The sequence below is a fragment of the Micromonospora sp. NPDC057141 genome (genome assembly GCF_042670805.1).
Classification (GTDB): domain Bacteria; phylum Actinomycetota; class Actinomycetes; order Mycobacteriales; family Micromonosporaceae; genus Micromonospora.
Map to the genome: position 1 here is coordinate 1 of NZ_JBHUVA010000014.1, position 23,031 is coordinate 23,031.

21 protein-coding genes are annotated in these 23,031 nt (G+C 73.4%); 11 read left to right on the forward strand and 10 right to left on the reverse strand.

All coding sequences use genetic code 11. The features are described from left to right. Positions 1–91: 91 nt before the first annotated feature. The 4 genes from ACFT41_RS11065 to ACFT41_RS11080 form a co-directional block, all read right to left on the reverse strand. Positions 92–631 carry a hypothetical protein gene (locus ACFT41_RS11065; protein ID WP_377586714.1) on the reverse strand — a complete coding sequence of 180 codons (540 nt, stop codon included), beginning with the start codon at positions 629–631 and terminating at the stop codon, positions 92–94. Next, positions 631–2,505 (reverse strand): DNA primase, encoded by a 1,875-nt coding sequence (gene dnaG / locus ACFT41_RS11070; RefSeq protein WP_377586715.1) that lies wholly within the window; start codon positions 2,503–2,505, stop codon positions 631–633. Before dnaG ends, ACFT41_RS11065 begins: the two co-directional genes overlap by 1 nt. A 102-nt stretch (positions 2,506–2,607) precedes the next feature. Continuing rightward, the gene (locus ACFT41_RS11075) at positions 2,608–3,438 is read right to left on the reverse strand and encodes a siderophore-interacting protein (RefSeq protein ID WP_377586716.1); all 831 of its coding nucleotides are present in this window, start codon (positions 3,436–3,438) and stop codon (positions 2,608–2,610) included. Between the two features lie 97 nt (positions 3,439–3,535). Continuing rightward, positions 3,536–4,783, reverse strand: a complete 1,248-nt coding sequence (locus ACFT41_RS11080) for a deoxyguanosinetriphosphate triphosphohydrolase (protein WP_377586717.1) — start codon at positions 4,781–4,783, stop codon at positions 3,536–3,538. A 262-nt stretch (positions 4,784–5,045) separates the two neighbouring features. On the opposite strand from ACFT41_RS11080, the gene ACFT41_RS11085 reads away from it, so the two are divergent. After that, positions 5,046–5,546 (forward strand): roadblock/LC7 domain-containing protein, encoded by a 501-nt coding sequence (locus ACFT41_RS11085; protein ID WP_377586718.1) that lies wholly within the window; start codon positions 5,046–5,048, stop codon positions 5,544–5,546. 145 nt (positions 5,547–5,691) lie between these two features. Here the strand turns inward: ACFT41_RS11085 and ppdK are convergent, their stop codons facing one another. After that, positions 5,692–8,400 (reverse strand): pyruvate, phosphate dikinase, encoded by a 2,709-nt coding sequence (gene ppdK, locus ACFT41_RS11090; RefSeq protein WP_377586719.1) that lies wholly within the window; start codon positions 8,398–8,400, stop codon positions 5,692–5,694. 277 nt (positions 8,401–8,677) lie between these two features. On the opposite strand from ppdK, the gene ACFT41_RS11095 reads away from it, so the two are divergent. Both ACFT41_RS11095 and ACFT41_RS11100 read left to right on the forward strand, forming a co-directional pair. Further along, positions 8,678–10,492: a beta-N-acetylhexosaminidase gene (locus ACFT41_RS11095; protein WP_377586754.1), complete on the forward strand. Its 1,815-nt coding sequence runs from the start codon at positions 8,678–8,680 to the stop codon at positions 10,490–10,492. A 434-nt stretch (positions 10,493–10,926) separates the two neighbouring features. After that, complete coding sequence (locus ACFT41_RS11100; RefSeq protein WP_377586720.1) at positions 10,927–11,577, forward strand: C39 family peptidase; 651 nt, start codon at positions 10,927–10,929, stop codon at positions 11,575–11,577. A 65-nt stretch (positions 11,578–11,642) separates the two neighbouring features. On the opposite strand, the gene dusB is transcribed toward ACFT41_RS11100, so the two are convergent. The 4 genes from dusB to ACFT41_RS11120 all read right to left on the reverse strand — a co-directional run bounded on the left by dusB (position 11,643) and on the right by ACFT41_RS11120 (position 15,434). Further along, positions 11,643–12,782, reverse strand: a complete 1,140-nt coding sequence (gene dusB, locus ACFT41_RS11105; RefSeq protein ID WP_377586755.1) for a tRNA dihydrouridine synthase DusB — start codon at positions 12,780–12,782, stop codon at positions 11,643–11,645. A gap of 210 nt (positions 12,783–12,992) precedes the next feature. Beyond that, positions 12,993–14,372, reverse strand: a complete 1,380-nt coding sequence (locus tag ACFT41_RS11110; protein ID WP_377586721.1) for a glycine--tRNA ligase — start codon at positions 14,370–14,372, stop codon at positions 12,993–12,995. Positions 14,373–14,492: 120 nt separating this feature from the next. Further along, positions 14,493–15,068, reverse strand: coding sequence for a hypothetical protein (locus tag ACFT41_RS11115; RefSeq protein WP_377586722.1), 576 nt, complete (start codon positions 15,066–15,068; stop codon positions 14,493–14,495). A gap of 24 nt (positions 15,069–15,092) precedes the next feature. Continuing rightward, complete coding sequence (locus ACFT41_RS11120) at positions 15,093–15,434, reverse strand: antibiotic biosynthesis monooxygenase family protein (protein WP_377586723.1); 342 nt, start codon at positions 15,432–15,434, stop codon at positions 15,093–15,095. A gap of 28 nt (positions 15,435–15,462) precedes the next feature. Here ACFT41_RS11120 and ACFT41_RS11125 point away from each other — a divergent pair, with 28 nt between their 5' ends. The 8 genes from ACFT41_RS11125 to ACFT41_RS11160 all read left to right on the forward strand — a co-directional run bounded on the left by ACFT41_RS11125 (position 15,463) and on the right by ACFT41_RS11160 (position 21,753). After that, positions 15,463–15,720: a DUF6703 family protein gene (locus ACFT41_RS11125; protein ID WP_377586724.1), complete on the forward strand. Its 258-nt coding sequence runs from the start codon at positions 15,463–15,465 to the stop codon at positions 15,718–15,720. Positions 15,721–15,808: 88 nt separating this feature from the next. After that, the gene (locus tag ACFT41_RS11130) at positions 15,809–16,777 is read left to right on the forward strand and encodes a metal ABC transporter substrate-binding protein (RefSeq protein WP_377586725.1); all 969 of its coding nucleotides are present in this window, start codon (positions 15,809–15,811) and stop codon (positions 16,775–16,777) included. Then, entirely contained in the window at positions 16,774–17,535 is a 762-nt protein-coding gene (locus tag ACFT41_RS11135) for a metal ABC transporter ATP-binding protein (RefSeq protein ID WP_377586726.1), read from the forward strand. The genes ACFT41_RS11130 and ACFT41_RS11135 overlap by 4 nt, the downstream gene beginning before the upstream one ends. Before the next feature lie 2 nt (positions 17,536–17,537). Continuing rightward, positions 17,538–18,404 (forward strand): metal ABC transporter permease, encoded by an 867-nt coding sequence (locus tag ACFT41_RS11140; protein ID WP_377586727.1) that lies wholly within the window; start codon positions 17,538–17,540, stop codon positions 18,402–18,404. 43 nt (positions 18,405–18,447) lie between these two features. Beyond that, entirely contained in the window at positions 18,448–18,747 is a 300-nt protein-coding gene (locus ACFT41_RS11145; protein ID WP_377586728.1) for an ArsR/SmtB family transcription factor, read from the forward strand. Then, a complete protein-coding gene (locus ACFT41_RS11150; protein WP_377586729.1) occupies positions 18,744–19,139 on the forward strand; it encodes a Fur family transcriptional regulator in 396 nt (131 codons plus the stop codon). Before ACFT41_RS11145 ends, ACFT41_RS11150 begins: the two co-directional genes overlap by 4 nt. 48 nt (positions 19,140–19,187) lie before the next feature. Continuing rightward, the gene (locus ACFT41_RS11155) at positions 19,188–19,793 is read left to right on the forward strand and encodes a hypothetical protein (protein ID WP_377586730.1); all 606 of its coding nucleotides are present in this window, start codon (positions 19,188–19,190) and stop codon (positions 19,791–19,793) included. 517 nt (positions 19,794–20,310) lie between these two features. Next, positions 20,311–21,753, forward strand: coding sequence for a cellulose binding domain-containing protein (locus tag ACFT41_RS11160; protein WP_377586731.1), 1,443 nt, complete (start codon positions 20,311–20,313; stop codon positions 21,751–21,753). Positions 21,754–21,770: 17 nt separating this feature from the next. Here ACFT41_RS11160 and ACFT41_RS11165 read toward each other — a convergent pair whose 3' ends face one another. Continuing rightward, complete coding sequence (locus tag ACFT41_RS11165; protein ID WP_377586732.1) at positions 21,771–23,000, reverse strand: cellulose binding domain-containing protein; 1,230 nt, start codon at positions 22,998–23,000, stop codon at positions 21,771–21,773. Between the last annotated feature and the right edge of the window lie 31 nt (positions 23,001–23,031).

Genomic DNA, 23,031 nt, shown 5'->3' on the forward strand with positions numbered 1-23,031 from the left:
TCAAGACATCCTCGACTGCGCATGCCGAGTACACCTAGCCAACACCCCACCAAAGCCGATACAACCCTGACAAGACTTCTGCGGGGCTGCACTAGAGGTCGGCGGGGGCCGTGGCGGCACGGGCGGCGGCGACCAGGCGATCGGTCTCGGCGACCACCGGCTCGTCGTCGGCGGGCGTGCCCGGGTCGTAGCGGACCGTCCAGGTCAGGCCGTCCACCCCGGACACCCGGCGGGCGGCGAGCCGGCCGGCGCCGCCGGGCACCGGGTGGTGCTGGGTGTACGCCACCGAACGGGTCACCCGCGCCCGCACCTGGTGCGGCAGCTCACCCGGGTCGAGCAGCAGGTACGTCTCGACGGGGCCGTCGGCCACCACCGCGTAACCGGCGCGCTCGGCGACCCGCTCGGCCGGGGTGACCGTCAGCTCCCGACCCGACCAGCCTGCCTTGAGCACGTCGTGCCAGCCCAGCCTGGCGTCCCGCCCCGGCAGCCAGAGCCCCAGGTTGCTGGCGACCAGCACCCCGCCGCCCGCGCCGGCGTCACCGTCGGCGGCCCAGGCCAGCACCCGCTCGGCGTCGGCCAGCGGCGGGCGGGCCGCCGGGGGCAGCTTCGGCTTGCGACTGAACAGCCCCATCACAGCCCTCCCGCGGCCTGCTCGCGCAGCGCCCGCGCGTGCTGCTCCAACGACAGCAGCTCCCCGAACAGCGCGAAGTACTCGTCCTTGTTGCTGACCGGGTTGATCCGCTGGATCTTCGACTTGAGGTCCCGGATCCGGCCGGTCACCGAGCCCCACTGCAACCGCGCGATGGTCACCGAGACGTACCGGGGGTCGGGCTCGCCGTCGATGCGCAGCGGCTCCACGGCCAGCTCGCCCACCAGCGCCTGGGCGACGAGGTCGGCGCAGGCGTCGCGGACCGCCTCGACCCAGACCGCGCCCTGGGTGGCCGTGGCGGCACCGCCGGCCGCCGCGATCGCCTCCCGCACGGCCACGTGCACCGGGTGGTGGTATTCCGACGCCTCGACCGCGTCGAACATCGGACCGGCCAGCACCGGCTCCTGGAGGGCGAGCTTCAGCGCCTCCCGCTCGACCAGCGACATCGGGCTGTCCGCGCCGGGCGCGGGCCGGGCGGCACGGGCCGGTGCGGGTGCCGCGCCCCCGGCGGGCTGGCCGGAGGCGGCGGCGAGCACGGCCCGCTGCACCGGCTCGATCTCCATGCCGAGGTCACCGGCGAGCTTGCGGACGTACTCGGGGCGCTTCTCCCGGTCCTTGATCTTCGCGACGATCGGGGCGGCCCGGCGCATCGCCTCCACCCGGCCGTCGACGGTGTCCAGGTCGTACCGGTTGATCACGTGGCGCAGCGCGAAGTCGACCAGCGGCTCGCGGCGGGCGACCAGGTCGCGCACCGCCAGGTCGCCCTTTGCCAGGCGCAGGTCGCACGGGTCCATGTTGTCGGGGCTGACCGCGATGAAGGTACGCCCGACGAAGCGCTGGTCGTCGTCGAACGCACGCAGCGCCGCCTTCTGCCCGGCGGCGTCACCGTCGAAGGTGAAGATGATCTCGCCGGCCACGTCGTCGGTGTCCAGCAGCAGCCGGCGCAGCACCGAGATGTGGTCCGCGCCGAACGCCGTGCCGCAGGTCGCCACCGCCGTCGGGACGTCGGCCAGGTGGCACGCCATCACGTCGGTGTAGCCCTCGACGACGACCACCTTGCCCTGCTTGGCGATCTCCCGCTTGGCCTGGTCGATGCCGTAGAGGACGTGCGACTTCTTGTAGATCGGCGTCTCGGGGGTGTTCAGGTATTTCGGGCCGTCGTCGTCGTCGAACAGCCGGCGCGCGCCGAAGCCGATCGGGTCGCCCGTGATGTCCCGGATCGGCCACATCAGCCGGCGGCGGAACCGGTCGATCAGCGTGCCGGAGCGCGACGGGCGGGACAGCCCGGCCGTGACCAGCTCGTCGTGGGTGAAGCCCTGCTGGCGCAGGTGCTTGGTGAGCAGGTCCCAGGCGTCCGGGGCGAAGCCGCAGGCGTACCGCTGCGCGGCGGCCCGGTCGAAGCCGCGCTGGGCGAGGAACTCCCGGGCCGGGCGGGCACCGGCCGTGCCGAGCTGCGCCTGGTAGAACTCGGCGGCGGCGGCGTGCGCGGCCACCAGGCGCTGCCGCTGCCCCTGCTGGGGGCGCGCGGCGCGCGGGGTGGCCTGGTCGTTCTCGACGTACCGGAGCTGGAGGCCGACGCGGGCGGCGAGCCGTTCGACGGACTCGACGAAGCTGAGATGCTCGGCGTCCATCAGGAACTTGATCGCGTCGCCGCCGGCCCCGCAGCCGAAGCAGTACCAGACGTTGCGGGCGGGCGAGACGTTGAACGAGGGGCTCTTCTCGTCGTGGAACGGGCACAGCCCCTTGAGGTTGCCGCCGCCGGCCGACCGGAGCGTCACCGTGTCCGAGATGACCTCGGCGATCGAGGTGCGCTCCCGGACCAGCGCGATGTCCTCGTCGCGGATCCGCCCAGCCATTCGCCACCCCCCTCGGCCCTACATCCTGCCCTGCCGGGGTGACCCTCACGGCGTCGGGGGGACGGCGGACGGGCGCGGTCCCGGGTCGGCACTTCGGACGGTTCAGACGGTTGCGGTGGACTCGTCCGCCTCGACCTGCCGGTTCCAGTCGGGCTTCGTCGAGCGCCACCCCTCATCGTCCATGCCCCGACGCCAGTAGCCGGAGATCGACAGCCGCTCCCGGGGCACGCCGCGCTCGACGCGCAGCAGCCGGCGCAGCTCGCGGACGAAGGTCGCCTCGCCGTGCACGAAGGCGTGCACGGCGCCGGGCGGGAAGTCCAGCGCCCGCACCGCCGCCACCAACGCCTCGCCGACCGGCCGGTCGCCCCGGTGCAGCCAGGTCAGCGCGACGTCGCCTTTGCTGGGCAGCGGCTGCTCCTCGGCGGCGTCGGCCACCTCCAGGAAGACCCGCGCCGGGGCGCCGGCCGGGAGCCGCTCCAGGGCGGCGGCGATCGCCGGCAGCGCGCTCTCGTCGCCCACCAGCAGGTGCCAGTCGGCGTCCGGGCTCGGCGCGTACGCCCCGCCGGGGCCGACGAACCGCACCGGGTCGCCGGGCCGCAGCCGGGCCGCCCACGGGCCGGCCACCCCCTCGTCGCCGTGGTGCACCACGTCGATGGTCAGCTCGCCGGCCGCCGCGTCCCAGGCCCGCACCGTGTACGCCCGCAGCCGCGGCCACTGCGCGGCGGGCAGGCGGCGGATCGCCGCGAGGTCGACCGGCTCCGGATACGTCACCCCGTCCGGCGGGAAGACCAGCTTCACGTAGTGGTCGGTGTGCTCGCCCACCGGGAGGCCGGTCAGCTCCTCCCCGCCCAGCACCAGCCGGATCACGTGCGGGGTGGGCCGCCAGGTCCGCAGGACCCGGGCGGTGGTGACCTTCTTCGGGCGCTCCGTCATGCGCTTAGGCTAGCCTAAGTCCGCCCGGCCGCCCACCGGCCGCCCACCGGCCGCCCACCGGCCGCCCACCGGCCGTTCCCGCCCCGGGCCTCGGTGTTCAGTCAGTCAGCAGCCGCCCGTGCCAGGCGACGGCGGCCGGGTCGGTGAGCGAGGCGACCTGGTCGATCACCACGCGCAGCCGGGCGGCGTCGTCCGGGGCGTCCCGCCACAGCGGGGCGAAGACCGGGTCCAGCGCGTCGGGGGCCCGTCGGGTCAGGACGGAGACCAGCTCGGCGAGGATCTGCCGCTGCCGCTCGTAGCGGCACCGGGCGCCGGGGCGGCGCATCACGTAGCGCAGCGCCAACCCCTTGAGCAGCGCGCACTCGGCCCGGACCCGGCGCGGCACCACCAGGTCGGCCGCGTACCGGCGCAGCGGGCCGGGCCCGCAGCGCTCGCGGGTGGCGGCCACCACGGTCGAGACGAACCGGCCGGTGAGCACGCTGGTGGTCGCCTTCAGCGCGACCTGGGCCCGGTGGCTGCCGTCGTAGCCGGCGAGGGGGGCGAGCACCGGGTCGGCGAGCAGCTCGACGAGCACCGCGCCCAGGTCCGCCGGGGACTCCCCGGAGTACGTGGCGGCCACGTCGGCGCAGAGCGCGGCCCGCTCGTCGGGGTCGGCCAGCAGTGGGCCGAGGCCCACGTATCCGCCGTGGACGCCGTCCTCGACGTCGTGCACCGAGTACGCGACGTCGTCGGCCCAGTCCATCACCTGGGCCTCCAGGCAGCGCCGCTCCTCGGGCGGGGCACCGGCGCGCAGCCAGTCGAAGACCGGGCGGTCGTCGGCGTACACCCCGAACTTGCCGCCCGCCGGCCGGCGCGGCCACGGGTACTTGGCGGTGGCGTCGAGCGACGCCCGGGTCAGGTTGAGCCCGGCGGACCCACCGCCCGGGTCGAGCACCTTGGCCTCGAGCCGGGTGAGCACCCGCAGCGTCTGGGCGTTGCCCTCGAAGCCACCGCAGGTCGCGGCCAACTGGTCCAGGGCGGCCTCGCCGTTGTGCCCGAACGGCGGGTGGCCGAGGTCGTGGGCCAGTCCCGCGGTGTCCACCACGTCGGGGTCGCAGCCCAGCCGGGCCCCCATCTCCCGGGCGATCTGCGCCACCTCCAGCGAGTGGGTCAGCCGGGTACGCAGGAAGTCGTCGGTGCCGGCGGTGTGCACCTGGGTCTTCGCGGCGAGCCGACGGAACGCGGCCGAGTGCAGCACCCGCGCCCGGTCCCGCTCGTACGGCGAGCGGCCGGCGCCGGTGTCCTTGGCCTGCTCGTCGACCCAGCGCGCGCCGTCGCAGGCGCCCGCGGCCCAGACGCTGGTCATGCGGTCCACCCTCCACCGGCGATACGACATCCTTCGCGCGAGCCCTCAGGCTACGCCCGACGGCTGCCGGCAGCGCGGCGACGAGTCCTCGCCCGGCGGCGCGCAACAGCCGATCAGTCGAGAGTTGTCGGCTAATTGCCGACCGTGACGGGTCGCGGTCCACCATGGCGACCGGTAGCGTTCCCAGAGCAGAACGTTACCGATGATCCGCACACCTGAATCAGATCCGAAACCCTGAATCGGACGACGGGAAGTGACGCTCGTGGACGCTGACACGGTGCTGGGAACGGAATTACGGGGGCTGCGCCAGCGCCGGCCGGAGGTCGCCGGTGGCGTGCTCGCCGGCACCGACGGCCTGCTCATCTCCAGCGACCTGCCGACGACCGACGCCACCCACCTGGCGGCCCTGGCCGCGGCCAGCTTCGGCCTCGGCCACCGGGTCGCCGACACGGTCCGCCACGGCGAGTTCCAGGAGTCGGTCGTGTTCACCGCCCGGGGCTGCGTGGTGACCTACCCGGCCGGCCGGCACGCGCTGCTGACCCTGGTCACCGGGGCCCGCACCGACCTGGAGACCCTGCACCGGGAGGCCCGGGAGGTGGCCGCCCGGACCGGCTCGGTCTTCGACCAGGAGCGCAGCGCGCCCACCAGCATGCCGGTGCCCGACCCGCACGCGCCCCTGGCCATGCGGACCCCGATGGCGACCCTGCCGGGGCGCGCGCCGAACGCGTCCCGCGCGACCGGCTGGCGGCGCCCGCCGATCTGAGCCCGCCGGCCCCGGTGCGGATGCGTGCGGCTTCCCCACCGGGGCCGGCGTCGGGCGCGCCCACCGCCGGCCCGACCGCGGCCACCGCCAACCCGGCGTGCGCCCGGGCCGCCGCCCGCTCCGTCGGTTCAGCGGCTCCATCGGTTCAGCGGCTGTCGGAGCCGGCCGTCTCGATCGCCGCGCGACCGGCCTCCAGCCGGGCCACCGGCACGCGGAACGGCGAGCAGGAGACGTAGTCCAGGCCGACCTCGTGGAAGAAGTGGACGGACTCCGGGTCGCCGCCGTGCTCGCCGCAGACGCCGAGCTTCAGCCCCGGCCGGGCCGCCCGGCCCTCCTCGGCGGCGATCCGCACCAGCCGGCCCACGCCGTCGCGGTCGATCGACTCGAACGGGGAGATGCCGAAGATGCCCAGCTCCAGGTAGCGCCAGAAGAAGGCCCCCTCGACATCGTCGCGGGAGAAGCCCCAGCCCATCTGGGTCAGGTCGTTGGTGCCGAAGGAGAAGAACTGCGCCGCCTCGGCGATCTGGCCGGCGGTCAGCGCCGCCCGGGGCACCTCGATCATCGTGCCGATCAGCACCTCGACACCGCTGTCCCCGACCACCTCCGCGATGATCCGCTCCGCCTCGGCGCGTACCGTCTCCAGCTCCTGGACCGCCCCGACCAGCGGGACCATGATCTCCGGGCAGGCCGACCCGCCCTCGCGGGTGACCCGGACGGCGGCCTCGGCGATCGCCCGCACCTGCATGGCGAACAGGCCGGGAATGACCAGGCCGAGCCGCACGCCGCGCAGGCCGAGCATCGGGTTCTCCTCGTGCATCCGCCGGACGGCGGCGAGCAGCGCCTCCTCCTTCGCCACGTCCTCGCCGCGTTCCTGGGCGACGGCGACGTCGACCGCGAGCTGCTCCAGCGGGGGCAGGAACTCGTGCAGCGGCGGGTCGATCAGTCGCACGGTGACCGGCAGGCCGTCCATCTCGCGGAAGATCTCCACGAAGTCGTCGCGCTGCAACGGCAGCAGCGCGGCGAGGGCGTCGGAGCGCTCGCTGTCGGTGCGGGCCAGGATCAGCCGCTCGACCAGCTCACGCCGGTCGCCGAGGAACATGTGCTCGGTGCGGCACAGCCCGATGCCCTGCGCGCCGAAGCGGCGGGCCCGGGCGGCGTCCGCGCCGGTGTCGGCGTTCGCCCGCACCGCCAGCCGCCGGGCCGCGTCGGCGTGGGTCATGATCCGGTGTACGGCCTTCACCAGCGCGTCGTCGGCCTCTTCCGGGTCGAGCGTGCCCTCGAAGTAGCGCACCACCTCCGACGGCGTGACCGGCACCTCGCCGAGGTAGACCTTGCCCGTGGTGCCGTCGACGGAGATGACGTCGCCCTCGTCGACGGTCTGCCCGGCGACGCTGAACCGCTTCGCGGGCACGTTGACGTCGATCTCGTCGGCGCCGGACACGCAGGTCTTGCCCATGCCCCTGGCGACCACGGCGGCGTGGCTGGTCTTGCCACCGCGCGAGGTGAGGATGCCCTTCGCGGCGATCATGCCGTTGAGGTCGTCGGGGTTGGTCTCCCGGCGGACCAGGATGACCGCCTGGCCCTCGCCGGCCAGCTCGACGGCGCGGGCGGAGGTGAAGACCACCTTGCCGGACGCCGCGCCCGGCGACGCGCCGACGCCCCTGGCGACCGGCTCGAAGTCGTGGTCGAGCTGGAACCGGGGGAACATCAGCTGGGCGAGCTGTGCGCCGTTGACCCGGTGCAGCGCCTCGTCGAGGTCGATCAGGCCCTCGTCGACGAGCTGGCCGGCGATGACGAACGCCGCCGCGGCGGTGCGCTTGCCGACCCGGGTCTGGAGCATCCAGAGCTTGCCGCGTTCGATGGTGAACTCGATGTCGCAGAGGTCCCGGTAGTGCCCCTCCAGCCGGGCCATGATGCCGAGCAGCTCGTCGTAGGAGCGCTTGTCGATGCGCTCCAGCTCCTGCAACGGCACGGTGTTGCGGATGCCGGCGACGACGTCCTCCCCCTGCGCGTTGGCCAGGTAGTCGCCATAGATGCCCTGCGCGCCGCTGGCCGGGTCGCGGGTGAACGCGACGCCGGTGCCGGAGTCCGGGCCGAGGTTGCCGAAGACCATGGCCACCACGTTCACGGCGGTGCCGAGGTCGGCGGGGATGCGCTCCTGGCGGCGGTAGAGCACCGCGCGCTCGGCGTTCCACGACTCGAAGACCGCCCGGATGGCCAGGTCGAGCTGCTCGCGCGGCTCCTGCGGGAAGTCTCGCCCGGTGTGCTTGAGGAAGATCTTCTTGTACGCGTCGACCAGCCCGCGCAGGTCGTCGGCGTCCAGGCCGAGGTCGTCGGTGGTGCCCCGGGCGTGCTTGGCCTCGTCGAGCGCGTGCTCGAACTCCTCGCCCGGCACCTCGCAGACCGTCTTGCCGAACATCTGGATCAGCCGTCGGTAGGAGTCCCAGGCGAACCGTTCGTTGCCGCCTGCCCGCGCGGCGAGCCCGACGACGCTGCGGTCGTTGAGGCCGACGTTGAGGACGGTCTCCATCATGCCCGGCATGGAGAACTTCGCCCCGGAGCGTACGGAGACCAGCAGCGGGTCGTCGGGGTCGCCGAGGCGGCGGCCCATCCCCCGCTCCAGCGACTCCAGGTGCGCCTCGATCTGGCCGGCGAGCCCGGCCGGCTCCTCCCCGGTGGCGAGGTACGCCTTGCACGCCTCGGTGGTGATGGTGAAGCCGGGCGGCACCGGCAGGCCGAGATTCGTCATCTCGGCCAGGTTCGCCCCCTTGCCGCCGAGCAGGTCCTTGAGTTCCTTGTTGCCCTCGGCGAAGTCGTAGACGTACTTGTGATCGACCGTCTCTTGCGCTGCCACCAGAGCCTCCCACGCGCCGGACTGACACTTAACGAAGGTTCAGTTTGCCGATACCCCAGGGCCGACCACCGCTAATCCGGTGCCATCGCCGATCGGTGGGCGAAGGCTAAGCGAACATCGCGTGACCTGGGACTACTTGGTGACAATCGGCACAGTCATCACGACTATCCGCGTCCGTACCGGTTTTTGGGAACGCTTCCATGCGCACGATCACGCAATTCTCGGCTCCCCTCGTACTCTTGACCGCACCGGTTCAGCCGAACTTCACCTTTGCCATATCCCTCGCGAATACACCCCCGGAGCCCGCACCGTGCCGCCCACCCCGCCCCGCACCCCCGAGACCGGCCGGAGACCGACCGACCCGACCGGCCCCGAGCCGGCCGCCGCCGACCTCGCCGGTGCCGCCGCCCGCGCCGCCGCCGGCCGGCTCGCCCCGCCGCCCCCCGTCCGGCTGGGCGACGTGGTCCCCGCCCCGGAGCGGGTCGAGCCCGACCCGGCCGCCGACTTCACGCTGCCCGCCGACGCGGCCGTCCGGGTCAGCCCCGACCCGGCCGCCCGGGACGTCGCCGAGCAGCTCGCCGCCCTGCTGCGGCCGGCCACCGGCTACCCGCTCCCGGTGACCGACGCCGCACCGCCGGCCGAGGGCCTGGCCCTCCAGCTCTCCGGCGCCCCTCGGCTCTCCGGGGCCACGGGCCTCCCCCGCGTCCCCGGCGCTGGTTCCGCCGGGACCGCCCCGGCACCCGGCGGCCCCGACCCGGCCCCCGGCGTCGCGGCGCTCGGCGCGGAGGGCTACCGGCTCGACGTCACCCCCGACGCGGTACGGATCACCGCCGCCACCCCGGCCGGCCTCCTGCACGGCGTGCAGACCCTGCGCCAGCTCCTACCGCCCGCGATCGAGCGCCCCACCCCCGTGGCCGCCCGGTGGGCGGTGCCCGGCGGCGTGATCGTCGACCGGCCCCGGTTCCCCTACCGGGGCGCGATGCTCGACGTGGCGCGGCACTTCTTCGGCGTCGCCGACGTCCTGCGGGTGATCGACCACCTGGCCCGCTACAAGCTCAACCACCTGCACCTGCACCTCACCGACGACCAGGGCTGGCGGATCGCCGTCGAGGGCTGGCCGAGGCTGGCCGCCGTCGGCGGGGCGACCCAGGTGGGCGGCGGCCCCGGCGGGGCGTACAGCCGGGCCGACTACCGGCGCATCGTCTCCTACGCCGCCCGCCGGCACGTCACCGTCGTCCCGGAGATCGACCTGCCCGGCCACACCAACGCGGCGCTGACCGCGTACCCGCAGCTCGCGCCGGACGGGGTCGCGCCGCCGCCGTACACGGGCGCCGAGGTCGGCTTCAGCTACCTCGACCCGACCGACGAGCGCACGTACGCCTTCGTGGCCAACGTGCTCGGCGAGGTCGCCGCGCTCACCCCCGGGCCGTGGCTGCACATCGGCGGGGACGAGGCGTTCAAGGTCCCGGCCGACGCGTACGCCCGCTTCGTCGAGCGGACGCAGGACATCGTCGCCGCCACCGGTGCGACGGTCGTCGGCTGGCACCAGATCGCCCCGGCCGGGCACACCGACGGCCGGGTCCTGCAATGGTGGGGCACCTCGGGCGACGACCCCGTTGTGGCCGAGGCGGTCCGGCGCGGTGCGCGGGTGATCCTCTCCCCCGGCAACCGCGCATACCTGGACATGAAGTACGGCCCGGACACCCCGATCGGGCACGACTGGGCGGGCCTCATCGACGTGGAACGGGCGTACGACTGGGATCCGGGGACGCACCTGACCGGCGTGCCGGTGGAGGCGGTGCTCGGCGTGGAGGCCCCGCTCTGGACCGAGTCGGTGACCTCGCTGGCCGAGATCGAGTTCATGCTGCTGCCCCGGCTGCCCGCCCTCGCCGAGCTGGGCTGGTCGCCCCGGCACACCCACGACTGGGCGTCCTTCCGCCGTCGCCTCGCCGGGCACGGCCCCCGCTGGAGCACCGCCGGCATCGCCTTCCACCCCACCCCGGAGATCCCCTGGCCGACCGCAGTCCCCACCGGGCTCCCCAGCCCTCGTCCGGCGCCCCAGCCGACCGCCCCCACGGCCGACCTGCCCTGACGCCGGCCGCCCGCCCCGACCCGGGCGGACCTCGGCGGTTCGTGGCCGGCTGCGGTGGAACCGCCTCGGCGTGTCGTGTCGCCGATCCGGCCAGCCATCCGGCCGGCCACGATCCGAGGGATGCCCGCTTTGCGCCGTTGTGTCCGGTGACCCGGGTCACCTCGTGGGTGGAATCGGGTCGGGGGTGGGGGCGTTGCATCTGGCATGCGACCGGGGCTCTGCCGCCTGGTCGGTGCCCTGGTCACCCCACTCCCTACGGGCCCGGATCCGGGTCGGGGAATGGCGGGCGGGCCGGGGTCGTTACACCCTCCCGACGCCCCGTGCAGGCCCCCTGGCCGCCGGGTGTTCGTCCCCCGAGTCTTCCCGCGGTGCCGCCGTGTGTGTCTTCCCTGGTGGTGCCGTGTCTTTTCCCCCGAGCAGAGGAGCACGCTGTCATGCGTACCGATCTGATTCGTCGTACCGCCCTGACCGTTGCCGGTGTCGCCGCGACCGCGGGTGGGATCGCCGGTCCCGCGTTGGCCGCGCAGGCCACCCCCGCCGAGCGGGTCGCGTCGGTGCAGGCCGAGCGCCGCCCGGCCGGCGAGCGCCAGCTCGACGTGCGCTACGAGGCGCAGCCCAACTTCTACTACTGCGGCCCGGCCGCGGCCCGTAACGCGCTGAGCGTGCAGGGCAAGAACATCGACGTGGACACCATGGCCGAGGAGATGGGCACCACCGAGGCCGGCACCAACTCCATCAACGACATCACCCCCGTACTCAACAAGGAGACCGGCCGCAAGGCGTACCACAGCACGGAGATGCCGGCCGACAAGGTCGACGGCAAGCACGTCGAGAAGCTGCGGGCCGACATCGTCCGCGCGGTCGACGACGGCCGGGCCGTGGTGGCCAACATCGCCGGCACCGCCACCGACACCGACGGCGTCAGCCACTCCTTCGAGGGCGGCCACTACATCAGCGTCGTCGGCTACGACGACGGCGGGAAGACCGTGACGATCGCCGACTCGGCCAACCCGGACCAGGCCAGCTACCGCATCGACGTCGACGCCCTGGCGCACTGGATCGCCAGCCGCGGCTACGCCTCCTGACCGAACGCGACACGTCGGGCCCGACCCCTACCGGGGTCGGGCCCAACGTCATGCCCCGCCGGCGGTCAGCCGCCCGAGTCGGCCAGCTCGGCGCCCTCCGGGACCGTGTCGTCGTCCCGGCTGGCCAGCCACCCGTCGGGCAGGAAGACCTTGCCCGGCGAGTTCGTCCGGCCACGCGGCTGGCCCAGCGTCGCCACCGGGAACGGCTCGGCCGGGTCGAGCTTGCCGAGCAGGTCGTCGAGCTGCGCCAGGCTGTCGATCATCGCCAGCTCGCGGCGCAGCTCGCTGCCGACCGGGAAGCCCTTGAGATACCAGGCCACGTGCTTGCGGAAGTCCGTGCAGCCGTCCCGCTCGCCCCGGGCCGGGTTGCGTGCGCCTGCCGTGAACTGGTCGACCAACAGCTCGGCGTGCCGACGCATGGTCGTCGCCACCTCGCCGAGGGTGGGCAGCCGCCGCTCGGGCCGGCCCTCGAACACGGCCTCCAGGTCGGCGAAGAGCCACGGTCGGCCCAGGCAGCCGCGCCCGATCACCACGCCGTCGACGCCGGTGTGGGCGACCATCCGCAGCGCGTCGTCGGCCTCCCAGATGTCGCCGTTGCCGAGCACCGGCACGTCGAGGGCCTGCTTGAGGGTGGCGATGGCGTCCCAGTCGGCGGTGCCCGAGTAGCGCTGCGCGGCCGTACGCCCGTGCAGGGCCACCGCCGCGACGCCGGCGTCCTGGGCGGCGAGCCCCGCCTCGACGTACGTCAGATGGTCGTCGTCGATGCCCTTGCGCATCTTCACGGTGACCGGCACCCCGGCGGGCGACGCGGCGTCCACGGCGGCCCTGACCAGCCGGGCGAAGAGCCGGCGTCGCCACGGCAGGGCCGACCCGCCGCCCTTGCGGGTGACCTTCGGGACGGGGCAGCCGAAGTTCAGGTCGACATGGTCGGCGAGGTCCTTCTCCACCACGATCCGCACGGCGGCAGCGGTGGTCACCGGGTCGGTGCCGTAGAGCTGGAGGCTGCGCGGCCGCTCGTCGGCGCCGAAGGCGATCATGCGCAGCGTCTTCGGGTTCCGCTCGACCAGCGCGACCGTGGTGATCATCTCGCAGACGTAGATGCCGCCGCCCTGCTCCCGGCACAGCCGGCGGAACCCGACGTTGGTGATCCCGGCCATCGGGGCGAGCACCACCGGCGGCCACACCTCGTGCCGCCCGATGCGCAGCCCGCCGCCCTCGGACGCGCCGCCCGGCCCGCTCCCGCGCCTTCCGCTCCCACTCACCCACCAAGTGTAAGGAGGGGCCCCTGTTAACGCTTTTTGCATAGCAGGGGCCCCCTGTTAACCACCACCCGTAGCACATCCGCCGAGCTGGCGGGGCTTGTCCACAGGGCCGGTCGTCGTCCACAGGCGGGGCGGTCGGGCGGGACAGCCGCGTCAGCAGCCGGGGAGGCGCTCGATCAGGTAGCGCTCCACCTGGTCCAGGCCGATGCGCTCCTGGGCCATGGTGTCCCGGTTGCGCACCGTCACCGCGTTGTCGTCGAGGGTGTCGAAGTCGACCGTCACGCAGAACGGGGTGCCGATCTCGTCCTGGCGGCGGTAGCGGCGGCCGATCGCCTGGGAGTCGTCGAACTCCACCACCCAGCGCTTACGCAGGTCGGCGGCGAGCTGCTTGGCCTTCGGCGAGAGCGCCTCGTTGCGCGACAGCGGCAGCACGGCCACCTTCACCGGGGCCAGGCGCGGGTCGAAGCGCATGACGGTGCGCTTGTCCACCCCGCCCTTGGTGTTCGGGGCCTCGTCCTCGTCGTACGCCTCCAGCAGGAACGCGAGCACCGCGCGGGTGAGGCCGGCGGCGGGCTCGATCACGTACGGCATCCAGCGCTCGCCCTTGGCCTGGTCGAAGTACGACAGGTCGACGCCGGAGTGCTTGCTGTGCGTGGACAGGTCGAAGTCGGTGCGGTTGGCGATGCCCTCCAGCTCGGCGAACTCGCTGCCGCCGAACTGGAAGCGGTACTCGATGTCGACGGTGCGCTTCGAGTAGTGGGAGAGCTTCTCCTTGGGGTGCTCGTAGAAGCGCAGGTTCTCCTCCGACAGGCCGAGGTCGAGGTACCAGTTCCAGCGCTCCTGGAGCCAGTATTCGTGCCACTGCTCGTCGGAGCCGGGTTCGACGAAGAACTCCATCTCCATCTGCTCGAACTCCCGGGTACGGAAGATGAAGTTGCCCGGGGTGATCTCGTTGCGGAACGACTTGCCGGTCTGCGCGATGCCGAACGGCGGCTTCTTGCGGGCGACCGTCTCGACGTTCTTGTAGTTGACGAAGATGCCCTGGGCGGTCTCCGGGCGCAGGTAGTGCAGGCCCTCGTCGCTCTCCACCGGGCCGAGGTAGGTCTTCATCAGGCCGTTGAACATCTTCGGCTCGGTGAAGGTGCCCTTGTTGCCGCAGTTGGGGCAGTTCAGCTCCGTCAGCGAGGTCAGCGGCTTGCCGTGCTTGGCCTCGTACGCCTCCTCCAGGTGGTCGGCGCGGAACCGCTTGTGGCAGGACTGGCACTCGGTCAGCGGGTCGACGAACTCGGCGATGTGGCCGCTGGCCTCCCAGACCTTGCGGGCCAGGATGACCGCCGAGTCCAGGCCGACGACGTCGTCGCGCTGCTGGACCATGGTCCGCCACCACTGCCGGCGGACGTTCTCCTTCAGCTCCACGCCGAGCGGACCGTAGTCCCACGCCGACCGGGTGCCCCCGTATATCTCACTGGAGGGGAAGACGAAGCCCCGGCGCTTGGCGAGGCTGACGACGGCGTCGATACGGTCGGCTGGCATGTTGTTTCCTCCTACGCCGGCTGGCGGTCGGCGGGGGCGCGTGGTGGATGGAACGGTCGGTTCGGGACCCACGGTACGACCGCAGGGGCCCCGAGCCCAGCAGAATACCGGGGGCGGTGGTCAGCTCACCCCGCAGACCTCCATGGCGCCGGTCTGCCCGTCGGGGGCGAGGGTGACCTCCTGGTCGCCCCGGTCGCCGCCGCTGAAGGTGACCGAGACCGGCACGGTGAGATCAGTGGTGTCGACGTCGCCCACCCGGTACGAGTCGATCTGCGGCTCGGCGGAGACCCGCCGCTCGAACTCCTGCCGGGACTCGCGCCGCTGCGCGTCGTCGCAGAGCGCGTCGTAGGACTGCTCGTACTTGCGCTCGGCCAGCCCCCGGTAGTAGTCCTCGGTGACCGAGCGGCCCTGCTCGCGTACCGCCTGCACGTTGCTGACCGCGAGGCCCACCACGGCCGTGCCGCCCCCGCCGCAGCAGATCAGCACGGCGATCGCCCCGGCGCCGAGGCCGAGCCACAGGCGGGCGCTGCGCCCCTCGGTGGGGGGCGCCGCGAACGGCGGAACCACCCCGGGGCCCGCCGGGGGCGCGGGGACCTGCGGCTCCGGGGGCGTCGGCGGCACGCCGGGGGCCGGCGGGCCGTCGGGCCCGGGCGCCACGGGGTACGGGGGTGGACCGGACGGTCCGGGTGCGGTCATAGGTGCAGGGTAGTGCCCGCCGGCTCAGTGCAGCGGATCCGCGGCCCGATCACTGGGGTTGACCTCCACGGCGCCGCCGGGGGCCGCGCCGGCCAGCGTCTCGTACGCGGACGGCTCGTCCAGCGACTCGGCCAGCAGCGGCGTGGCGTGCACCTTCACGTCGAACCCGCCGAGCGCCCGCCGGTACGTCCCGACGGACTCCCACTCGGTGACCAGGCACCAGTGGCGCGGGTCGTCGAGCGCCCGCAGCAGCTCCCCGCGCAGGTAGCCGGGGCGGGCGGCGAGCGCGGCGAGGGCGGCGTGCGCGCGTTCGGTGAAGGCGGGGGCGACGTCCTCGTCCACCACGAACCGGTTGGTGACCAGCACCCGGGGTCCTCCTCGTAGAGTCTGTGGGATGCAGCGTACGCAGCGCTCCCTGCCGGTCCGGCTGGCCCGGGCGAACCCGACGACGGTCTTCCTGGTCACCCTGGTGCTGGTGCTGGTGGGGTTGTTCGCCCCGGGGGTGGTCGGCGGGGCGCTGCTGCTGGTGCTCGCCGCCGCGCTGGTGGCGCTGCTGCTCACCACCTGGCCGGTGCAGTCCCCGGCGACCCGGGTGATCCGGCTGGTGATGCTGGCCCTGCTGGTGACCGTGGCGCTGGCGAAGCTACTCTGAGCCACCCGAAGATCCCTAGCAGACGCGCCGCTCGCATGCAAGCATGCGTTTTTGACAATCAATTTCGTTATCGCGGAGAGTTGGGGGCATGATGCTCCGCCACCCCACCGCCCGTGTCCTGGCCACCGCGACCGCCCTGGTCGCCCTCGGTGCCGCGTCCGCCTGCTCCGACGGCGGCACGACCGGCACCGACCCACAGCGGGTCGACGTGGCCGCCGCCTTCTACCCGCTCCAGTTCGTCGCCGAGCGCGTCGGCGGCGACGCGGTCCGGGTGACCAACCTGACCAAGCCCGGCGCGGAGCCGCACGACCTGGAACTGACCCCGAGCCAGGTCGGCGAGGTCAACCAGGCCGAGCTGGTCGTCTACCTCAAGGGCTTCCAGCCGGCCGTGGACGAGGCGGTCGCGCAGAGCGGCGGCGACCGGGCCTTCGACGTGTCCGGGGTGCAGCCGCTGCTGGCGGCGAGCGCCGGCGGGCACGACCACGAGGGCGAAGGCGCGGGCCAGGAGGAGCACGCCGAGGAGGAGGAGAACGGCGGCAAGGACCCGCACCTGTGGCTCGACCCGACCCGGCTGGCCGGCGTCGCCGACCAGTTCGCCGAACGGCTCGGCAAGGCCGATCCGGAGCGCGCGGCCGACTACACCGCGCGGGCGAAGACGCTGCGCGCCGACCTGGAGAAGCTGGACGCCGAGTACGCGTCCGGGCTGAAGACCTGCCAGCGGCGGGAGATCGTGGTCAGCCACACCGCGTTCGGCTACCTGGCCGAGCGCTACCAGCTGGAGCAGGTCGGCATCACCGGGCTCACCCCGGAGACCGAGCCCTCCCCGCAGCGCCTCGCCGAGGTCGCAAAGGAGGCCCGCGAGCACGGCGCCACCACGATCTTCTTCGAGACCCTGGTCAGCCCGAAGGTCGCCGAGACCATTGCCCGCGAGGTCGGGGCGAAGACGGCGGTGCTCGACCCACTGGAGGGGCTGTCGGCCGACGGCGGCGGGCAGGACTACCTTTCGGTGATGCGCACCAACCTGCAGACCCTGAGGACGGCGTTGAGCTGCTCGTGACCGAATCTGTCATCACCATCGCGCACGGGGTGGTCGGCTACGACGGCCGCCCCGTGCTGCGGGACGTCTCCCTCGCCGTCGATGCCGGCGAGGTCGTCGCCGTGCTCGGCGCCAACGGCTCCGGCAAGTCCACCCTGATCCGCGCGGTGCTCGGGCTGGTCCCGCTGCACGCCGGGTCCGTCGCGCTGTTCGGCACCCCGCTGCGGCGGTTCCGGCAGTGGAAACGCATCGGGTACGTCCCGCAGCGGCTCGGCGCGAGCGGCGGGGTCCCCGCCACGGTCCGCGAGGTGGTCGCCTCCGGCCGGCTGGCCCGCCGGGGCGTGCTGCGCCCGCCGGGCCGGGCCGACCGGGTGGCGGTCGACGCCGCGCTGGCGTCGGTGGGCCTGGCCGACCGGGCCGGCGACCCGGTGGCCACCCTCTCCGGCGGCCAGCAGCAGCGCACCCTGATCGCCCGCGCGCTGGCCGGCGAGCCGGAGCTGCTGGTCCTCGACGAGCCGACCGCAGGGGTCGACGCGGCCAGCCAGGAGGCGTTCGCCGGGGCGCTGCGCGGCTTCCTCGGCGGCGGCGGGACGGTGCTGCTGGTGGCCCACGAGCTGGGGCCGCTGCGCCCGCTGATCAGCCGGGCCGTGGTGGTGCACCAGGGTGGGATCGCGCACGACGGCGCGGTCCCCGAGCCGGCCGGCCACCACGCCGACCCCGACCACGACCACGTGCACCCGCACGCACCCAACGAGCCCGCAGGGCTGTGGAGCAGTTGAGCATGGAGCTTTTCCAGTACCCGTACATGCAGCGGGCCCTCATCGGCGCGCTGGTCATCGGCCTGGCCGCCCCGGCGCTCGGCATCTACCTGGTGCAGCGCCGGCTGGCGCTGATCGGCGACGGGGTCGGGCACGTGGCGCTCACCGGGGTCGGCGCGGGGATGCTGCTCAACCGCTCCCCCGTGCTGGTGGCGGTGGTCGTGGCGACCCTCGGCGCGGTCGCCATCGAGCTGGTCCGGGCCCGGGGCCGCACCTCCGGCGACCTCGCGCTGGCGCTGCTGTTCTACGGCGGCATCGCCGGCGGGGTGATGCTGGTCGGGCTCTCCGACGCCACCAGCGCCAACCTCAACGCCTACCTTTTCGGGTCGCTGACCACCATCTCGCCGCAGGACCTGACCACGATCGTGGTGCTCGGCGCGGCGCTCCTGGTCACCATGCTGGCGCTGCGCCCGGCGCTGTTCGCGGTCTGCCACGACGAGGAGTACGCCCGGGTCGCCGGCCTGCCGGTGCGGGCGCTGAACCTGCTGCTGGCGGTCGGCACGGCGGTCACCGTGACGATCGCCATGCGGGCCGTGGGAGTGCTGCTGATCAGCGCGCTGATGGTGGTCCCGGTGGCCACCGCCCAGCAGGTGACCCGGGGGTTCCGCGCCACGATGACGGCGGCGATGGCGCTCGGGTTGTTCGCCGCCGGCTCCGGCGTCTGGGTGGCCGCCAACGCCGACACCGCGCCCGGCGCCTCCGTGGTGCTGCTGGCGATCGCCTCCTTCCTCGCGGTGGCGGTCGTGGCGGCGGCCTGGCGGGCGCTGCGCCGCCGGCGTGCGGAGGCCGGCGCCCCGGCCCCGGAACCCCACGAGGTGGTGCTTCGTTGATCCTGCGCCCCGGCGTGTCGGCGGGATTGGTTACCGTTACAGAGTGACCAGCGGATCAGGGTACGAGGCCTACGAGGGCGCCGGTGAGCTGCTGCGCGCGCTCTCGGCCCCCATCCGACTGGCGATCGTGAGCGAGCTGGCGCACGGTGAACGGTGCGTGCACGAGCTGGTGGAGAAGCTCGGGGCCGCCCAGCCGCTGGTCTCCCAGCACCTGCGGGTGCTGCGCGGGGCCGGCGTGGTCCGGGGCTCCCGGCGTGGCCGCGAGATCGCGTACGCGTTGGTCGACGAGCACGTCGCGCACATCGTGGCCGACGCGGTCAGCCACGCCGGGGAGGCATCATGACCGAAAGCACCGCCGTCCGGAACACCCGGCAACGCTCCGCGGTGAGCGCGCTGCTGGGCGAGCTGGAGGGCTTCCACAGCGCGCAGGACCTGCACGCCATGCTCCGCGAGCGCGGCGAGCGGGTGGGGCTGACCACCGTCTACCGCACCCTCCAGGGGCTGGCCGACGCCGGCGAGATCGACGTGATGCGCCCACCGGGCGGCGAGCACCTCTACCGGCGGTGCAGCGAGGGTCACCACCACCACCTGGTCTGCCGGGTCTGCGGGCGTACGGTCGAGGTCGCGGGGCCGACCGTGGAGACCTGGGCGGAGCGGGTGGCGGCGCAGCACGGGTACGCCGACGTCAGCCACACCCTGGAGATCTTCGGCACCTGCCCGGCCTGCGCCGGCTGACAGTTCCGGCCCCTGCCGGGTCGGTCCGGCCATGGGACGCTGTGCGGCGTGAAGATCTACGCCGATCGCCTCCCGACCGCCGTCCGCCAGTTGCTCACCGACCTGCTCGTCCTCGCCTGGGTGTACGCCGCGATTCGCTTCGCGCTCTGGGTGCACGACCTGGTGCAGAAGCTCGCCGTGCCCGGGCAGAAGTTGGAGGGTGCCGGCGGTGGCCTGGCCGACAGCCTGGCCGAGGCCGGCGGCAAGGTGGGCCGGGTGCCGCTGGTCGGCGACGAGCTGACCGCCCCGTTCACGAAGGCCGCCGAGGCGGCGCGGGCCGTCGCCGAGGCGGGCCGCGACCAGCAGGAGCTGGTCGGTCAGCTCGCCCTGGCGCTCAGCATCGCGGTGCTGGTCTTCCCGCTCGGCCTGGTGCTGTTCGGCTGGCTGCCGCTGCGGCTGCGCTGGATGCGCCGGGCCGCCTCGGCGAAGGCGCTGGCCACGGTCCCCGCCGGGCGAGACCTGCTGGCCCTACGGGCGCTGGCCGGGCAGCCGCTGGGGAAGCTGACCCGGATCGCCCCGGACGTGGCCGAGGCGTGGCGGCGCGGCGACGACGCCACCGTCGACGCGCTCGCCGCGCTGGAGCTGCGCCGACTCGGCCTACGAACGGGCCGCTGACCAGGCAGCCGGGCCAGGCAGCCGACCGGACCAGCGAGTCGCCGGACCGCCGGGCGGCGGCCTGTCCCGCCCACACCCCGGCGGCTCGTGACGCCGCGTAACTCACCGCCTCGACGCCACCATCCCCTCCGGCCCCTTTGCTCTGCACCCAAATACGCAGCGCTCACGCAGCGCAACCGCACGTCACATCCCCCACACCAGCCGCGATCTTGCAGACCGACTGCTCAACCCAGGTGCTGCGTTGGTAGGTGCAGAGCAAAGAGGCGACGAGATGTGCTGGGTGCAGGCAAGGCCGTAACGCAGAGTCAGATTGGTCGATGATCACAAGGGAACCGTGATCGTCACGGAGGGCAACCATCACGCGGACCCGCCACGCCATCACCGCCATCACCGCCGCGACCGTCGCGTCCGCCGCAGGTTGTGCGCACCACAGGAAGAGGATTAGATAAGTCTCGATGCGTTGCGCCTGGGAGCGCCTGCCCTACGCCGGTGCCGGGGCGCCGGAAGGGAGCGACCCATGTCCATGTCCCGCAGGCGGTCGATCGTCGCAGCCGGGGCTGCCGGCGTGGCGGCGATGCTCGCCGCCACGCTCATCGGGCTGCCGCCGGCGCAGGCGGCGACCGGCGACGGCTCACCCACGGATCCGAACATCGCGTTCGTCGGCCGCTGGGACAGGAGCAACAGCACCGCGTACGTGCCGAACTGGGCCGGCGCCTACCTCCGGACCGGATTCACCGGCACCACGGTCAAGCTGCGGCAACGCCGCACCATCGACCTCTACTACAGCATCGACGGGGCCGACTTCACGTACCTGACCAACGTCAGCGGCACCGTCAACCTGACCCCGACCCCGCTGCGCGCCGGTAACCACACGCTGCTGGTGTCGTACCGGGTGGTCGGCGGCTCGTACACGGGGGACGCGGTGTTCCAGGGACTGACCCTCGACGCCGGCGCGACCACCCTGCCGACCCCGGCGCGGCCCCGGCTGATCGAGTTCGTCGGCGACTCCATCACGCTCGGCACCACGTCGTCGCGGGTGGCGCTGACCGCATACGGGTGGCTGACCGGCGAGCAGCTCGGCACCGAGCACACCCAGCTCGGCTACGGCGGCGGCTGCCTGGTGGCCACCGCCGACGGCTGCGTCAGCGTGGCCGCGCAGTTCCTCAAGACCGGATACGCGGCCACCAGCCCGAACTGGGACTTCACCCGCTACCAGGCCGACGCCGTCGTGATCAACCTAGGCACCAACGACCGCAGCCACGGGGTGAGCGGCGCGCATTTCCAGAGCCAGTACGCCACGTTCATCCGTACGGTGCGGGGCAAGTACCCGCGCGCGGCGATCTTCGCCCTGCGTACCTTCAGCGGCCGGTACGCCGCGGAGACCGCCGCGGCCGTCGCGGCGGTGACCGACGGCGGTGACCGCAACGTGTTCTACGTGGACACCACCGGCTGGCTGCCGCCCGACGGGCTGAGCGACTCGGTGCACCCGAACGACGCCGGCCACCGGGCGATCACGGCCCGGCTCGCCCCGGTCGTCGCCGCGAAGCTGGGCACCACCCCGACGCCCGGCACCACCACCCCGCCGGCCACCACCCCGCCCGTCACCACGCCACCGGCCACCACGCCACCGGCCGGCACGACCGGCTGTTCCGTCGGCTATACGATCACCGGCCAGTGGCAGGGCGGCTTCCAGGGCGACGTCACGATCCGCAACACCGGCACCGCGCCGGTCAACGGCTGGACCGTGCAGTGGACGTTCGCCGACGGCCAGCGGGTCAACCAGGCGTGGAACGCCGGCTACACGCAGAGCGGCGCCACCGTGCGGGCGACCAACGCGGGTTGGAACGGCACGATCGCGGCCGGCGGCACGGCCAGCTTCGGCTTCCTGGCCGACGCCCCCGGCGCGAACAACCGGCCGACCGCGTTCACCCTCAACGGGACCGCCTGCGCAATCTCCTGACCCACCGGCCGCGGTCGCTAGCGCAGGTAGGCCGCAAGGCCGATCTGCTGGTCGCGCAGCGCGGTGGCCACCACGCCGGCGACCTGCCGGGCCCCCGCCGCCTCGAAGTGCGTGTGGTCGTTGCAGAAGAACGCGCCCACCGCACCCGAGGTGTAGTCACCGTTGTTCGGGCACAGTCCGAGCCTGTTGTACAGCGTGTAGCTCAGCCTGTGCAGGTCGATGACCGGCACGTTGTTCGCCGTGCCCGCGTCGAACGTCTCGGCGAGGAAGCCCCGGTTGCCGGTGGCGGTGCTGCCCGAGCAGGTGATCGCGGCGGCCGGCGTGAGGAAGACCGGACGCGCGCCGCGCTGCTTCGCCGCGCCGGCCATCACGCCGAGCAGCTGCTTGTACCGCGCGGAGCCGACGTGCCGGTTGCAGTTGGGGTCGCCGTCGTTGATGCCGAACTGGATGAACAGGTAGTCGCCGGCCTTCATCCCGGTGCTGGAGTTCAGCATGGCCTGCCAACGGGTCGAGTACGTCTCGGGGCTGATCACGCACTCACCGGCCGAGTTCTTCGTGGTGGTGACGTTCGGGTCGTACAGCCAGGTCTGGATGCTGCGCCCGCCGACCGCGCTGTTCACCACGGTGGCGTTGCTGTTGAGGTACTGGCCGAACTGGTTGCCCCAGCCGACCGGGCAGGCGCCGCTGGAGGACGGGTTGGCGACGGTGGAGTCGCCGGCCAGCCAGACGGTCACCGGAGCCTGCGTCGAGGGGGTCGGGGTCGGCGTACGGGATGGGGTGGCCGACGGCGACGACGGGGTGGACGGCGGCGCGCACGGCGTGGCGGTCGGGATGCCGGTGCACGACACCCCGTTGAGCGAGAACGCCGTCGGCACCGGGTTGGCGGTGGTCCACGCGCCGTTGAAGCCGAAGTTGACGCCGGCGTTGGTGGCGATGGAGCCGTTGTAGCCGGCGTCCCTGGCGCTGACCGCCGTCCCGTTCTGGGTGACGGTGGCGTTCCACGCCTGGGTGACCCGCTGCCCTGCGGCGAAGGCCCAGGTGAGCGTCCAGCCAGAGACCGGGTCGCCGAGGTTCGTGATGGTGACGTCCGCGCCGAAGCCGCCCTGCCACTCGCTGGTGACCTTGTAGTCGACCCGGCACCCGGTCGCCGCCGCGGTGGCGGCCCCGGCCGCGACGGCCACCCCGCCCGCCAGGACCGCCAGCGCGATCGCGATGAATCCACCTGTGCGTCGTCGCAATGCTCTCATGCCCACTCCTTGAACCGAATCAATCGAATCC